This is a genomic window from Rhizobium sp. 01L419, assembly GCF_056400025.1.
This window is the reverse complement of the sequence record NZ_JBFTSM010000006.1, coordinates 75,998-90,130: the sequence shown is the minus strand read 5'-3', so window position 1 is coordinate 90,130 and position 14,133 is coordinate 75,998. Positions and strand designations below refer to the sequence as shown.

General features: G+C 60.2%; 11 protein-coding genes. 7 read left to right on the top strand and 4 right to left on the bottom strand.

Going from position 1 to position 14,133, the window contains the following annotated elements:
* Positions 1-77: 77 nt before the first annotated feature.
* The gene (locus AC1DUP_RS13805; RefSeq protein WP_113296884.1) at positions 78-545 is read left to right on the top strand and encodes a Crp/Fnr family transcriptional regulator; all 468 of its coding nucleotides are present in this window, start codon (positions 78-80) and stop codon (positions 543-545) included.
* A gap of 73 nt (positions 546-618) precedes the next feature.
* Here AC1DUP_RS13805 and AC1DUP_RS13800 read toward each other — a convergent pair whose 3' ends face one another.
* Positions 619-1,950, bottom strand: coding sequence for an MFS transporter (locus AC1DUP_RS13800; protein WP_113296885.1), 1,332 nt, complete (start codon positions 1,948-1,950; stop codon positions 619-621).
* 374 nt (positions 1,951-2,324) lie between these two features.
* Between AC1DUP_RS13800 and cyoA the strand changes: the two genes are divergently transcribed.
* Genes cyoA through AC1DUP_RS13775 form a run of 5 tightly spaced genes read left to right on the top strand, consistent with a single transcriptional unit; the run spans position 2,325 to position 7,360 of the window.
* Positions 2,325-3,485, top strand: coding sequence for a ubiquinol oxidase subunit II (cyoA, locus tag AC1DUP_RS13795; protein ID WP_113296886.1), 1,161 nt, complete (start codon positions 2,325-2,327; stop codon positions 3,483-3,485).
* Between the two features lie 42 nt (positions 3,486-3,527).
* Positions 3,528-5,531 carry a cytochrome o ubiquinol oxidase subunit I gene (gene cyoB, locus AC1DUP_RS13790; protein WP_113296887.1) on the top strand — a complete coding sequence of 668 codons (2,004 nt, stop codon included), beginning with the start codon at positions 3,528-3,530 and terminating at the stop codon, positions 5,529-5,531.
* 6 nt (positions 5,532-5,537) lie between these two features.
* Positions 5,538-6,158 carry a cytochrome o ubiquinol oxidase subunit III gene (cyoC, locus tag AC1DUP_RS13785; protein WP_113296888.1) on the top strand — a complete coding sequence of 207 codons (621 nt, stop codon included), beginning with the start codon at positions 5,538-5,540 and terminating at the stop codon, positions 6,156-6,158.
* On the top strand, positions 6,155-6,556 hold the full coding sequence (cyoD, locus tag AC1DUP_RS13780; RefSeq protein WP_113296889.1) for a cytochrome o ubiquinol oxidase subunit IV: 402 nt from the start codon (positions 6,155-6,157) through the stop codon (positions 6,554-6,556). Before cyoC ends, cyoD begins: the two co-directional genes overlap by 4 nt.
* A 45-nt stretch (positions 6,557-6,601) precedes the next feature.
* Positions 6,602-7,360, top strand: a complete 759-nt coding sequence (locus AC1DUP_RS13775) for an SURF1 family protein (RefSeq protein WP_113307949.1) — start codon at positions 6,602-6,604, stop codon at positions 7,358-7,360.
* Positions 7,361-7,415: 55 nt separating this feature from the next.
* Here the strand turns inward: AC1DUP_RS13775 and AC1DUP_RS13770 are convergent, their stop codons facing one another.
* The 3 genes from AC1DUP_RS13770 to AC1DUP_RS13760 all read right to left on the bottom strand — a co-directional run bounded on the left by AC1DUP_RS13770 (position 7,416) and on the right by AC1DUP_RS13760 (position 11,969).
* On the bottom strand, positions 7,416-9,341 hold the full coding sequence (locus tag AC1DUP_RS13770; RefSeq protein WP_113296891.1) for a hybrid sensor histidine kinase/response regulator: 1,926 nt from the start codon (positions 9,339-9,341) through the stop codon (positions 7,416-7,418).
* A 76-nt stretch (positions 9,342-9,417) separates the two neighbouring features.
* Complete coding sequence (locus AC1DUP_RS13765) at positions 9,418-10,824, bottom strand: FAD/NAD(P)-binding protein (RefSeq protein WP_113508339.1); 1,407 nt, start codon at positions 10,822-10,824, stop codon at positions 9,418-9,420.
* Positions 10,825-11,099: 275 nt separating this feature from the next.
* Positions 11,100-11,969, bottom strand: a complete 870-nt coding sequence (locus tag AC1DUP_RS13760) for an aldose 1-epimerase family protein (RefSeq protein ID WP_477832920.1) — start codon at positions 11,967-11,969, stop codon at positions 11,100-11,102.
* Positions 11,970-12,278: 309 nt separating this feature from the next.
* On the opposite strand from AC1DUP_RS13760, the gene AC1DUP_RS13755 reads away from it, so the two are divergent.
* Positions 12,279-14,132 carry an ABC transporter ATP-binding protein gene (locus tag AC1DUP_RS13755; RefSeq protein ID WP_477832919.1) on the top strand — a complete coding sequence of 618 codons (1,854 nt, stop codon included), beginning with the start codon at positions 12,279-12,281 and terminating at the stop codon, positions 14,130-14,132.
* The last annotated feature ends 1 nt before the right edge of the window (position 14,133 follow it).

Genomic DNA, 14,133 nt, shown 5'->3' with positions numbered 1-14,133 from the left:
AGACGGCGCCCGCAAGGTGCTTGGAGTTGGTTTTTAGCGCATGATCACGGACCATGCGGCAGGGGATTGTAACGCTCATGCTGTTGAGAGATGAAGTCGAAATGCTGCGGCGGGTGCCGATCTTCTCGAGGATCGCACCAGCGAAACTCAAGCTCTTGGCCTTCACTTCCGACCGCATGACGTACCACGTCGGCCAGAACCTGTTCCGACAGGGCGACGTCGGCGACGCCGCCTATGTCGTACTGTCAGGCACGGCCGATATCATCGTTTCCTCGCCTGCCGGCGAGATCAAGGTTGCCGATGTCGAGGTCAATTCCATCGTCGGCGAAATCGCCATTCTCTGCGACGTCTCGCGTACGGCAACCGTGCGTGCGACCTCTCCGCTCGAAGTCCTGCGCATCAGCAAGGAACATTTCCTCAAGCTTCTGAGTGATTTCCCGGAAATGGCCGTGGAGATCATGCGCGTGCTCGCCGACCGTCTCAACCACACGACCGCCGAACTGACCGCCGCGCGCGCTGCCAAGCAGCCGCAGATGGCGCAATAACGCCCGAAAATAAGATCCCAAACAAAAAGGCCCGCCGGGTTTCCCAGGCGGGCCTTTTCGTTATGCCTATGCGCTATTCGCGCTGTTCCAGCGCCCGGCTGAAGGCAAGCGCCGCTAGCGTGCAGATCGCGCCCGAGAGCAGGTAGTAGCCGACGAAGGTCAGGCCGAACTGGCTTGACAGGCTGAGCGCGACCAGCGGTGCGAAGCCGGCACCGATCAGCCAGGCAAGGTCGGAGGTGAAGGCCGCACCGGTGTAGCGATAGCCGCGCCCGAAACGCGACGATATTGAGCCGGTCGCCTGGCCGAAGGAAAGACCGAGCACGCCGAAGCCTATGATAACGAAGGCGTCATGACCGCTGTTGCCGGCGCCAATCAGGAACGGACCGATGAAGCTGAAGATCGCAATGAGCACAGCGCAGATCGCAAGCTGCGCGCGACGGCCGATGCGGTCGGCGATCATGCCCGAGGCGATGATGGCGACGAAGCCAACCATGGCGCCGATAACCTGCACCACCATGAAGGCGCCGATCGGCTGGTTGCCGTAAAGGCTCATCCAGCCGAGTGGGAAGATGGTGACGAGGTGGAACATGGCAAAGCTTGCCAGCGGCACGAAAGCACCGATTAGGATATCGCGGCCGTGGACGCGCAGCACGTCGAGGATCGGCGCGGCCTCAAGCTCATGCTGCTCAAGAAGCGTGCCGAATTCCTTGGTCATGACAAGGCGAAGGCGGGCGAAGAGTGCGACGACGTTGATCGCGAAGGCGACGAAGAACGGATAACGCCAGCCCCATGAGAGGAAGTCTTCCGGGGAGAGGTTTGCGACGAAGTAACCGAACAGGATGCTCGCCAGCGCAAAGCCGATCGGTGCGCCGAGCTGCGGGATCATTGCGTACCAGCCGCGATGATTCGGGGGCGCATTCAGCGCCAGAAGCGAAGCAAGGCCATCCCATGCGCCGCCAAGCGCGAAGCCCTGGCCAAGTCTGAAGAGTGCCAGCAGGGCGATCGACCAGTAGCCGATTTCATCATAGCCCGGCAGGAAGGCGATCGACGCCGTCGAGCCGCCGAGCAGGAAGAGCGCGATCGTGAGCTTCGTGCCGCGCCCGTACAAACGGTCGATCGTCATGAAGACGACCGACCCGACGGGGCGAGCAAGGAAAGCGAGCGAGAAGATTGCAAAGGAATAGAGCGTGCCTGTCAGCCGATCCGGTGCGAAGGGAAAGACGAGCTGCGGAAAGACGAGTACGGATGCAAGGCCGTAAACGAAGAAATCGAAAAATTCCGACATGCGACCGATCACCACGCCGACCGCGATACTGCCGGGCGAAACCGGTTTGTCGTCGTGAATGCGCCGCGCATCCCTTTCCAGCGATGAAGATGATGGTCCTAAATGTCTGGCAGTAGCCATACGAAACGCCTCCCTCGTTCAAGGTGCCTGTGACAAAGCACCCCAAGCTGATCTTGTTCCATCTTTGCAGCTTATCAAGTCCGATTGCGCAAATAGTTTTCCCGAATTCTCAAAAATCAATGCGGACGAAAAAATCGCCCAATACACCGGCCGACCTATTCCAGAGTTTTATTGGGCAAAGCCTTACATTTCGGATATACAAAAATCGACGCCCGCCAAATTCCTTCTGGATTTCATCAGGATTCAACGGCGTCAGGGAGGCTGACTTCTCCCGCAGTGCAAAATGCGTGTTGCACTGCGACCAAAGACCTCATATCGCTGCGCGTGCCAGTGCTTTAGTCGGCAATCGAACGAAACAAAAAGAGCTTAGAGACGTGCAAAAACTGTCAAAGTTTTCCCGCCTTCTACTGATCTTGCCGCTGTTTTTTTTGGCAGGATGCAACCTGGTGGTCATGTCGCCTTCGGGTGATATCGCCACCCAACAGCGTGACCTTATCATCGTCTCCACGGTGCTGATGTTGCTGATCATCATTCCGGTGATCTTTCTCACGCTGTTTTTCGCCTGGCGCTACCGGCGCTCCAATACGGCCGCGAACTACGCGCCCGAATGGCATCATTCCACGCGCCTCGAAATCGTGATCTGGGCCGCGCCGCTCGCCATCATTATCGCGCTCGGCGCCATCACGTGGATTTCCACGCATAAGCTCGATCCCTACCGCCCGCTTGACCGTATCGATGCGGACCGTGCCATTCCGGCAGATACCAAGCCGCTGACCGTCGAGGTCGTGGCACTCGACTGGAAATGGCTATTCTTCTATCCCGACCTCGGTATTGCGACGGTCAATGAGCTCGCAGCTCCCGTCGACATGCCGATCAGTTTCAAGATCACCGCCTCCTCGGTGATGAACTCCTTCTTCATTCCTGCCCTTGCCGGCCAGGTCTATGCCATGCCCGGCATGCAAACGAGATTGCACGCCGTCATCAACAAGGAAGGCGAGTATGACGGTTTCTCCGCAAATTACAGCGGTGAAGGCTTCTCGCACATGCGCTTCAAATTCCACGGCCTGAACCAAGAGGACTTCGACGCCTGGGTGGCGCAGGTCAAGCAGCGCGGCACGATGCTCAATCGCGACACCTATCTGAAGCTCGAAAAGCCGAGCGAGAACGAGCCGGTGCGCTATTATGCCGGTGCCGATGCCGACCTTTACGACGCGATCCTCAACATGTGCGCCACGCCCGGCAAGATGTGTGCAGGCGAGATGATGCACATCGACATGATGGGCGGCGGCGGCAAGGAAAGCCAAGAAAACCGCGAAAAGCTGACCTACGACAACCGCCATGCGGACGACGGCATCGTTGCACCTGCGGCGACCGTGCCCGCAACCGGGGCCCCCGCGCGCAGCGAGCCGGCCAGGAATAGCGGCGGCGACATGCAGGACATGCCCGGAATGGACATGCAGCATGAGGGTCACTCCATGCCTGGCACGAGCAACGGCGGCGATCCGGCGCCGGCGCAGCTCAACAATAACAATTAACCTGGCGCTTTGCGTCGCAAGACATAATGAACGGGTTGTTCCATGTTTTCCAATCCTGACCTCCTGAAGTTCATCTTCGGCCGGTTGACCCTCGACGCGATCCCCTATCACGAGCCGATTCTGGTCGTGACCTTCATCGGCGTCGTTATCGGCGCCATCGCGGTGCTCGGCATCATCACCTATTTCAAGTTCTGGGGTCCGCTCTGGCGCGACTGGATCTGCAGCGTCGATCACAAGAAGATCGGCATCATGTATGTGATTCTCGCCGTCATCATGCTGTTGCGCGGCTTCTCCGACGCGCTTCTGATGCGCGGCCAGCAGGCAATCGCCTTCAACGGCAATGAAGGTTACCTGCCGCCGCACCATTACGACCAGATCTTCACCGCCCACGGCGTCATCATGATCTTCTTCGTGGCGATGCCCTTTGTCACCGGCCTCATGAACTTCGTGGTGCCGCTGCAGATCGGTGCGCGCGACGTCTCCTTCCCGTTCCTCAACAACTTCTCGTTCTGGATGACGACGGCGGGCGCGATCATCATCATGCTCTCGCTCTTCATCGGCGAATTCGCCCAGACCGGCTGGCTTGCCTATCCCCCTCTCTCGGGTGCTGCCTATAGTCCCGGCGTCGGCGTCGACTATTATATCTGGGGCCTGCAGGTCGCCGGTGTCGGCACGACACTGTCAGGCATCAACCTGATCGCGACAATCGTGAAGATGCGTGCTCCGGGTATGACCTTCATGAAGATGCCGGTCTTTACCTGGACGGCGCTCTGCACCAACATCCTGATCGTCGCTTCCTTCCCGATCCTGACCGCAACGCTCGCTCTCCTGTCGCTCGATCGCTACGCTGGCACGAACTTCTTCACGAACGACCTCGGCGGCAATCCGATGATGTACGTCAACCTCATCTGGATCTGGGGCCACCCGGAAGTCTACATCCTGGTTCTGCCGGCCTTCGGCATCTTCTCAGAAGTGGTCGCGACCTTCTCCGGCAAGCGTCTCTTCGGCTACGCTTCGATGGTCTATGCCACCTGCGTGATCATGATTCTCTCCTACCTCGTGTGGCTGCACCACTTCTTCACGATGGGGTCGGGTGCTTCCGTCAATTCCTTCTTCGGCATCACCACGATGATCATCTCGATCCCGACGGGTGCCAAGATGTTCAACTGGCTCTTCACCATGTATCGCGGCCGCATCCGCTACGAGGTGCCGATGCTGTGGACGGTCGGCTTCATGGTGACCTTCGTCATCGGCGGCATGACCGGCGTCATGCTTGCCGTGCCCCCGGCCGACTTCGTACTGCATAACTCGCTGTTCCTGATCGCCCACTTCCACAATGTGATCATCGGCGGCGTTCTCTTCGGCATGTTCGCCGGCGTGAACTACTGGTTCCCGAAGGCCTTCGGCTTCAAGCTCGATCCCTTCTGGGGCAAGATGAGCTTCTGGTTCTGGCAGATCGGCTTCTGGTTCGCCTTCATGCCGCTCTACGTCCTCGGTCTGATGGGCGTCACCCGCCGCATGAGCCAGTTCGACGATCCATCGCTGCAGATCTGGTTCATCATCGCCGCCTTCGGCGTCGGCCTGATCGCGCTTGGCATCGCCGCCTTCCTGATCCAGATCGTCGTCTCCTTCAGGAAGCGCGAAGAGCTGCGCGATGACAGCGGCGATCCGTGGGATGGCCGCACGCTCGAGTGGTCGACCTCTTCGCCGCCGCCGGACTACAACTTCGCCTTCACGCCGGTCGTGCACGATCACGACAGCTGGTACGACATGAAGAATCGCGGTTACGAGCGTCCGCTCGGCGGCTTCAAGCCGATCCACATGCCGAAGAATACCGGCACCGGCGCGATCCTGTCTGCGATCAGCATAGCGCTCGCCTTCGGCTTGATCTGGTACATGTGGTGGCTGGTGGTCGTCTCAGCCGTTGCCATGCTCGTCGTCGCGATTGGCCATACGTTCAACTACAACCGCGACTTCTACATTCCCGGAGAAGAAGTCACCGAAACGGAAGGCAAGCGCACTCGGCTGCTTGCCGAGCAGGTGTAAGAGACCATGAGCGATCATACTATCGACACGGCCGAAAAGCCTGAATTCTATCTGACGGAAGACCATCATCCGGAGAACAGCACCAATCTGGGCTTCTGGCTCTATCTGATGAGCGATAGCCTGATCTTCTCGGTGCTGTTTGCCACCCATGCCGTGCTTGGCCGCAGCTATGCGGCCGGCCCGTCGCCGGCAGATCTCTTCGATCTGCCGCTGGTCGCCATCAACACCTCGATGCTGCTGCTCTCCTCCATCACCTACGGTTTTGCGATGCTGCAGATGGAGCGGAACGCCAAGGCGGAAACGCTGTTCTGGCTGGCCGTGACCGGCCTCTTCGGCGCAGTCTTCATCGGCCTCGAGCTTTACGAGTTCGTGCACCTCATCCATGAAGGTGCCGGACCGCAGCGCAGCGCCTTCCTGTCGTCTTTCTTCACGCTGGTCGGTACGCACGGTCTGCACGTCACCTTCGGCATCATCTGGCTGATCACGCTGATGGTGCAGGTCTCCATGCACGGCCTGCATGAAGCCAACCGTCGCCGTCTGATGTGCCTTTCCATGTTCTGGCACTTCCTCGATGTCGTCTGGATCGGCGTCTTTTCCTTCGTTTATCTGATGGGAGTTCTCGGATGAGTTCGCAAGCACCCGCACATGAGGATGCCCACGAGGCTCACCACGGCCACAGCCATGGGCACCAGGCTGGTCACGGCAGTTTCAAGAGCTACGTGACGGGCTTCATTCTGTCCGTCATCCTCACTGCCATCCCCTTCTGGCTGGTCATGGGAGAGGTCTTCGAAAACCATATCGTGACAGCCATTCTGGTGATGGCACTTGGCGCCGTGCAGATCGTCGTTCATATGATCTTCTTCCTGCATATGAACACGAAGTCGGAAGGCGGCTGGACGATCATGGCACTGATCTTCACGATCATCATCGTCGCGATCGCGCTGTCGGGTTCGCTTTGGGTCATGTATCATCTGAATGCGAACATGATGCCGATGAGCCCTGAATTGATGAAGAATATGCCCTAAAGGCTGGGAACGGGCGGCGTTACCGCCGCCCGTTGCGGTTTACCTATGACCGATATTTCTTCCGACCAACAGGACAGGCCGCGTTCGCCCGTCACACTTGCGATCCTTGGGCTCGTCCTTCTGGCCCTCATTGCCGCCTTGCTCGCGCTCGGCACCTGGCAAGTCTACCGACTCTCCTGGAAACTCGATCTCATCGCCCGCGTCGATGCGCGCGTCCACGCCGAGCCCGTCGCACCGCCCGCACAAGCCGACTGGAGCAAAATCAACGCCGCCGATGACGAATACCGCCGGGTTACGGCATCAGGTACCTTCGAACACGACAAGGAAACGCTGGTCACGGCATCGACAGCGCTCGGCTCCGGCTATTGGGTGCTGACGCCGCTCAGGCTCGCGGATGGCAGCGCGATAACAATCAATCGAGGCTTCGTGCCGACCGACCACCGCGACCCGGCCTCGCGGCCCGAAAGCGAGATCAGCGGCTCTGTTGATGTCACTGGGCTGATGCGCATGACCGAGCCGAAGGGCATGCTGCTGCGCTCCAACGATCCGGCTGGCGACCGCTGGTATTCGCGCGATGTCGCAGCCATTGCGGAGAAGCGTGGCATTGCGGACGTTGCCCCCTTCTTCATCGACGCGGACGCGACACCCAATGCCGGCGGCTTTCCGCTCGGCGGGTTGACGGTCCTCGACTTCCCGAACAACCACCTTGTCTATGCGATCACCTGGTATGTGCTGGCGATCATGGTGGCGGGGCTGCTCGTCTATATCGTGCGGAACGAGATCAGGCTTCGTCACAGAGCCTAAGCGGTCACAGGGTAGAGACGCAGCCTGCCCTCGCGGTCAGTCGTCAATCTTAACATCAAACCACCGCCCGACCGATCGCCTCAGCAAGCTGAGCCTGCGAGAACGGTTTGCCCAGCCGCGGTACGTCGGCGATACCAGCACCTTCCGGAATCTCGGCAAAGCCGGTCGCCAGGATGATCGGTATGTCCGGCCACTCCCTGCGGATCGCTACGGCAAGCTGCGAGCCGGTCATGCGCGGCATGGCGTGGTCGGAGATGACGAGATCGACGCTTTCCCGTCGAAGGACGTCGAGCGCGTCGGCGCCAGCCGTCGCCTCGAACACGGTATGACCGAGATCCTCCAGCATCAGCGCCGTGTTCATCAAGACCAGTCCGTCATCATCGACAGCAAGGATGCGCAACGGCCGCAGGCCGATTACGGCTCCGGGCACGGTCAGTTCGGACGGCTCGAAGAGTTTTTCGGCTTTCGTGACTGGAAACCACAGCTCGGCTGTCGTGCCTTCACCGAGCCGGCTTTTCAGCACGAGCCTGCCACCGGACTGGCCTGCAAGCCCCTGTACCATGGAAAGGCCGAGACCTGTGCCCTTGCCGACACCCTTGGTGGTGAAGAAGGGGGTCACCGCCTGTTTCAACGTCTCTTCGGCCATGCCTTCGCCCTCATCGGTAACGGCGACGCGCACATAATGGCCGGCCGGCAGAGTGCCGCCGTCGAGCACGACCTCTTCAGTGGCTTTGATCTTGATAGACCCGCCGTCAGGCATCGCGTCACGGGCATTGACGACGAGGTTGAGCACTGCGGTCTCGAGCTGATTCGGATCGGTGGCGATCGCCGGCAGGCTCTCGGGAAATACGGTTTCGAGCGAGGCGACCGGACCGAGGGAGCGCGAGACCATGTCCATCATGCCCCGCAAAAGCTCGGAAACATCGATCCTCTCCACTTGCAGCTCCTGGCGGCGGGAAAAGGCGAGCATGCGCTGGGTCAGAGCCGCACCGCGCTGCGCGCCGAGCATGGCGTTGTCGACAAGCGGCGACAAAGCCGGATCCTGCGGCATGCGCTTCTTGAGGATTTCGAGGCTGCCCAGCACCGCCATCAGCAGATTGTTGAAGTCGTGGGCGATGCCGCCGGTCAGTTGGCCGATCGCTTCCATCTTCTGCGCCTGGAAAAGCTCTTCGCGGGTCTGCTCCAGAGCACGCTGCGTTTCCATCTTCTCGGTGATGTCGCGGGTGATCTTGGCAAAGCCGATAATGTCGCCGAAATCGTCCCTGATTGCGTCGATTACGATACTGGCCCAAAAGCGGGAGCCGTCCTTGCGCTGGCGCCAGCCTTCCCTTTCGAACCGTCCGTCGCGGCTGGCGGTGGCCAGCGCCTGCTCAGGCAATCCGTTAAGGCGATCCTCATCCGTATAGAAAGTGGAAAAGTGTCGGCCGATGATTTCTTGCGACCGATAACCCTTGATGCGTTCGGCACCGGCATTCCAACTCGTCACGTTGCCTTCGGGGTCGAGCATATAGATCGCATAATCGGAGACGCCCTGAACGAGAAGGCGAAACTGCTCTTCGCTGCGCTTTAACGCGTTCTCTGCCGCCTTGCGTTCCGTCAGGTCACGAGTAATCTTGGCAAACCCGATCAGCTCGCCCGAGGAATGGCGGATCGGATCAATGATGACATGGGCCCAGAAGCGCGTACCATCCTTGCGCTGGCGCCAGCCCTCCCCCTCGAAGCGTCCCTCATTCGTAGCAATCGAGAGCGCGCGGGCTGGCAGGCCGGCTTCCCGGTCGGCATCCAGATAAAAGCGGGAAAAATGCTGGCCGATGATTTCGGAGGCACGATACCCTTTGAAACGCTGGGCGCCGGAATTCCAGCTCGTCACATAACCTTCGGGGCTCAGCATGTAGATCGCGTAGTCGGTGATTGCATCAACGAGCAACCGGAAACGCCCCTCGTCCTGAAGAGACGTATCATATCGATCCACGGCTTCCATCTGCCCCTCTAAACGATCCACCAGCGCAATATAACGCCGGCTCGGGCCGATGGTTCCCGTTGAAACGACGATTCCCTCAGACGGCTTGGCTTTGCGGATAAAAGCGTTCGGCAATTCGTTCCGACGCCGAATAGGCCTGAGTGACGATCTCAGGCACGAGATCGATGTCTGGCAGGCTGCCGAGGCCAAGCGGGCCGACCGCAAAAAGCCCATCGATTGACGAGCCGTCGTCCAGGAACGTTTCGCCGCGGGCATTGACCGCCAGTCCAAGCGCAAGCTCGTCGGGCATGGCGAGATGCGCCGCGAGCAAGCTCTCGATCACAGGAGCGGAAAGATCAGGCGCATGGCAACGGCAATCGATGATGCGTTCGGCATGGATGACCTCCTCGCTCGACGAACCGACCGGCGTGAAGAACAGGCCGCTAATACCTCGACGCCCGGCGCGACCGCGCCTGAGCACCGTGCGGCCCTCGGCAAGCTCCCGCTTGAGGCGCAGATGCATGGTCTCCGGCAGGCGATTGCGGTGGCTGTCGTAGATCGCTCGCAGATGCCTGTTGAACTGGCGCTTCTCGCGCGCCGGCAGCGACTGCCAAAGCGAACGAGCGTGTCTGCGAAGGCCGTTCATGACCGACTGCCAGCTTCGCCCCTCCTCCTCCGCCTCGCGGCAGGCCTGGCGGATGAAGCTGACGATGTCAGGCAGGCTTTGGGGTAGCGCCTCGACCGGGAAAACCGGATCGGCAGAATTCGGCGTGTGGCTCTGCGGCAGGAAACCGTGCCGTGAAATGATCGTTACCTGGCCGGTATAACCGGCGTCGCGAAGCTGCAGCAGCTGGTCCACGACGCGAATGCCGCTGCCGAGAAGCACCGTATGCGGCCGGGCGACGAGGCGCTGCGCCCTGACCGGTGAAACCTCTTGCTCCCCGGCCTCGGGTCGAGGCAGCCCGTAACCTGTCGCCAGGATCACGGTATCGAAAAGTGGATTGGACGGATTGGCGCTTTCCAAGAGGAAGCGGCTGCCATGGCTTCTGCGGATCGCCACGACCGGATCATGGCAGACCTGAACGGTGATATCCCTGCGAGCGGCGAGCGCTTCGGAAAAGCGCTGGTAGACATAGTCGCTGAAGATTTCCCTGGGTACGAAAATCTGCCGGAAGCCGGGGATCGCTGCCGGAACGGCGGCGCGGAATTCGGCGTTGCTACAGAGCCAGTCGTTGAAATCGTCGGTGTCGCCGAGCGAGACGGAGAGGTCGCGAACGCGCGTATTCAGAATGGTGGACGACCGCGCCGCGGAGAGAGCCTGACCACCGCTGACAGTAGAATTCGGATCGAAAAGCTGGAGGTGGAATGGCGTGCGCACGGTGCGCATCAGCGCGACCGCCATCATCATGCCGGAAAAACCGCGGCCGACGATCGCAATGCGCGGCATGGCGGAAATCTGCGCCGCCGCATTCGCCTTGCCGGAAAAAAGTCCCTGAACCGTCATCTCAACTCCCTTGCGGCTCATCCGCATGTGTCTCGATCAAGGTTTCAACGCAGGACGTCTGAGGCCATGCGTTGGGCAGGTTCATGCGGCCATGCAAAACGTTCGCCGCCAAATCGGGTTCCGTTTGGAACCATTCCAGGCTGGAGAAGACATTCTTATGCCGACCCATAGTCTATTAAACTAGTCGTGTATGAAAGCGTGAAAAGCGCGAGGTGGCAAGAAGTTTATTTTACCACCTGCACAACACGCTGATCCAAAACGGAAATTGGTTCGGCCTATGTCAGGATTTCAGCAGTGAACGAAAAGCGCGCCGTTTCGCCCGGAGCAAGTACCTTCGTATAGGGGCGCCCCTCCAGATCGTCCGAACCGCCATTTTCGGCGGCGGTTCCGTGCCAGGGCTCGACGCAGAGGAAGGGAGCGCCAGGCTTGGTCCAGAGCGCCAAATTAGGCAGGTTCTCGAAGCTGAAATGCATGGCCGGACCGCCTTCAGCCTCATAGCGCAGGCCAGCGCCTGTGCCTTCGGGGAAGATCATCGCATCCTGCTCGAACATAGAATGATCGAGCACCAGGCTGCCCGCCTTGAAGGGCGAGGCAAGCTTCGTCGGCGAGATCAGCCCACCTTCGAGCCGGACAAGCGCAGGTTCGGCGCCATTGTCGAGCGTGACTGTATGCGGCTTGTTGACAGCACCGGGCAGCGGCCAGAGGAAAGCCGTATGAAAGCCGAGACCGAAAGGCATCTGCCTGGTATCGCGGTTGGTGACTTCTCCAGCAACGGTCAGCGCCCGGCCCTCGACGCTATGGATGACGGCCAGCAGGAAATCGAAGGGATAGACCGCCCTTGTCGATTCGGAAGCGGAAAGCTCGTAGCGGCAGCTCGTTTCGGACGAGGATGCCAGTATGAATTCGCTGCGGCGGGCAAAACCGTGCTGGGCCATCGGCGCGCTATGGCCATCGACTTTAAGAATACCGTTCGGCGCCTTGCCAACGATCGGAAACAGGATCGGCGAACGGCCGGTCCAGAAGGCGGCGTCGCCGTTCCAGACCCAGGAGCGCCCGTCGCTCGATGTCAGCGCCTGCATTTCCGCACCGAGCGAGGAAACGTCGACGGTAAGAAACTGATTTGAGATCCGGACCGTGGATGACATCGAACGCCCCTTCGTGCTGATTGGCGAGCGGACCATACATGCCCGGTAAGCGGATTTCCACTGGTGATGCTACGCTCTGAGACTTTCAGTTTCAGGCAGAACAATACGCCTGCCGCGTGTGGTCGGCAGGCCTCGACATGACGTTGCCGCCCAATCCGAGAAAGGCTCACGTAAAAATAACCGGTTGGTGAATTCTTTACTTGAACCCCCTGCCGGAATCGGCAAAACTGAATGCGCTATCAATCCCTTCATGGATTTGCCGTCCTTCCGGGCCACTTGGTCCGAGCACACATTTATTGGAAAAATACCGTGAGCAGCGATGCGTCCACACGCGCGACGAAGCCTTCGGCTTCGCTGGCGCTTGCAACCGCGGCAGGGTGGGGCAAGGGCCTCTACACACTGTTCCGCATCACCGTCATGGCCTTCCGCCATCCCTGGCAAGCAGGCCTCGCCATCGGCGCTACCCTGATCGCCTCAACCTTCCAGCTTCTGATCCCCCGCCTGCTCGGCCAGGCGGTCGACCATACGCAGGTGGCGCTTCATGGCGGCACGGTCGGACAGCAGGCGCAGGATGCGCTTTTGACGACGGCGCTGCTTCTGCTCGGCGCCAGCGTGCTGCGCGGCCTCTTCACGATGGTCCAGAACTATTACAGCGAGGCGGTCGGCCACCATATGGGCTACGAGCTGCGCCTTGCGTGTTACGAGAAGATCCAGCGCCTCTCCTTCTCCTTCCATGACAGCGTGCATTCGGGTGACCTGATCACGGTCGGCCTGCTCGATCTGGAAGGCGTGCGCATGTATTTTTCCACCGCGCTCGTGCGGGTTTTTCTGCTGACCATGCTGATCGGCATCGGCGCCTATATGCTGCTCTCGACCGACGTGGTGCTCGGTCTGCTGGCGCTCTCCTTCGTGCCCTTCGTCGGCTGGCGCTCTTCTGCGACCCAGCTTCGCCTGCGCGCCACCTGGCTCGACCTGCAGCAGCGGCTTTCGGTGCTGACGCGCATCATGGAAGAAAATCTTGGCGGCATTCGTGTCGTGCGCGCTTTCGCAGCCCAGGACCACGAACTCTCGAAGTTCGACGAGGCCTCGAAGAATGCACTGGAACTTGCCCATCAGCGTGTCGGCATTCGTGTCATCAATACCAGCGCCATGACCTTTTCCTTCTTTGTGGCCATGGGGCTGGTGCTGTGGGTCGGTGGCGGCAAGGTGCATTCTGGCGAGATCACCGTCGGTACGCTCGCCTCGTTCCTCACCTTCATGACCATCCTGCAGATGCCAGTGCGTCAGCTCGGTCTGATGGTCAACGCCTTCGCACGTGCTTCGACCTGCGGTACGCGCCTGTTCGAGTTGCTCGACCTTGAGATCGCCGTGCGCGATGCACCCGATGCCAAGGAATTGACGATCACCGACGGCACGCTGCGCTTTGAAAATGTCAGCTTCGCGTATCCGAGCTCACCCATGCACGAGGTACTGCATGATGTCAGCTTCGAGGCAAAGCGCGGTGAGACGATCGGCATCGTCGGCCCGCCCGGCAGCGGCAAGTCGACGCTCGCACATTTGATCCCGCGTTTTTATGACCCGACAGGCGGCAAGGTCACCATCGACGGTCAGGATATCCGCAAGGCGACGCTGCAATCGCTTCGCCGGTCCGTCGCCGTCGTCCAGCAGGATTCCTTCCTGTTCACCACGACGATCGAAAACAACATCGCTTACGGCGATCCCTGGGCCAAGGAAGGCAGGATCGAGCGCGCCAGCGAAAGCGCGCAGTTGCACAATTATGTGCTCGGCCTGCCGACCGGCTACGACACTGTCGTCGGCGAGCGCGGCGTCTCACTTTCGGGCGGCCAGCGCCAGAGGCTTTCGATCGCCCGCGCGCTGATGCTCAAACCCGCCGTGATGGTGTTCGACGATTCGACGGCTGCGATCGACGCAGCCACCGAACAGCGCATCCGCAGCGCCATGCGCCGCTACGCCGCTGATCGGGTGACGATCATTGTCGCCCACCGTCTGAGTTCGCTGATGCATGCCGACAGGATCTTTTTCATTGAGGGCGGCCGCATCGTCGAGCAGGGCACGCATGACGAGCTCTTGGCGCTCGGCGGACGATATAAGGCACTTTACGATTTGCAGGTGCGACCGGGCGACGACGCTTTGAGCGCGTAAG

Excerpts from the sequence above, each read along its gene's own strand:
- AC1DUP_RS13805 (WP_113296884.1), top strand. The coding sequence starts at position 78 with ATGCTGTTGAGAGATGAAGTCGAAATGCTGCGGCGGGTGCCGATCTTC.
- AC1DUP_RS13800 (WP_113296885.1), bottom strand. The coding sequence starts at position 1,950 with ATGGCTACTGCCAGACATTTAGGACCATCATCTTCATCGCTGGAAAGG.
- AC1DUP_RS13760 (WP_477832920.1), bottom strand. The coding sequence starts at position 11,969 with ATGTCATCCACGGTCCGGATCTCAAATCAGTTTCTTACCGTCGACGTT.
- cyoB (WP_113296887.1), top strand. The coding sequence starts at position 3,528 with ATGTTTTCCAATCCTGACCTCCTGAAGTTCATCTTCGGCCGGTTGACC.
- AC1DUP_RS13775 (WP_113307949.1), top strand. The coding sequence starts at position 6,602 with ATGACCGATATTTCTTCCGACCAACAGGACAGGCCGCGTTCGCCCGTC.
- cyoD (WP_113296889.1), top strand. The coding sequence starts at position 6,155 with ATGAGTTCGCAAGCACCCGCACATGAGGATGCCCACGAGGCTCACCAC.
- AC1DUP_RS13770 (WP_113296891.1), bottom strand. The coding sequence starts at position 9,341 with ATGGAAGCCGTGGATCGATATGATACGTCTCTTCAGGACGAGGGGCGT.
- AC1DUP_RS13765 (WP_113508339.1), bottom strand. The coding sequence starts at position 10,824 with ATGACGGTTCAGGGACTTTTTTCCGGCAAGGCGAATGCGGCGGCGCAG.
- cyoC (WP_113296888.1), top strand. The coding sequence starts at position 5,538 with ATGAGCGATCATACTATCGACACGGCCGAAAAGCCTGAATTCTATCTG.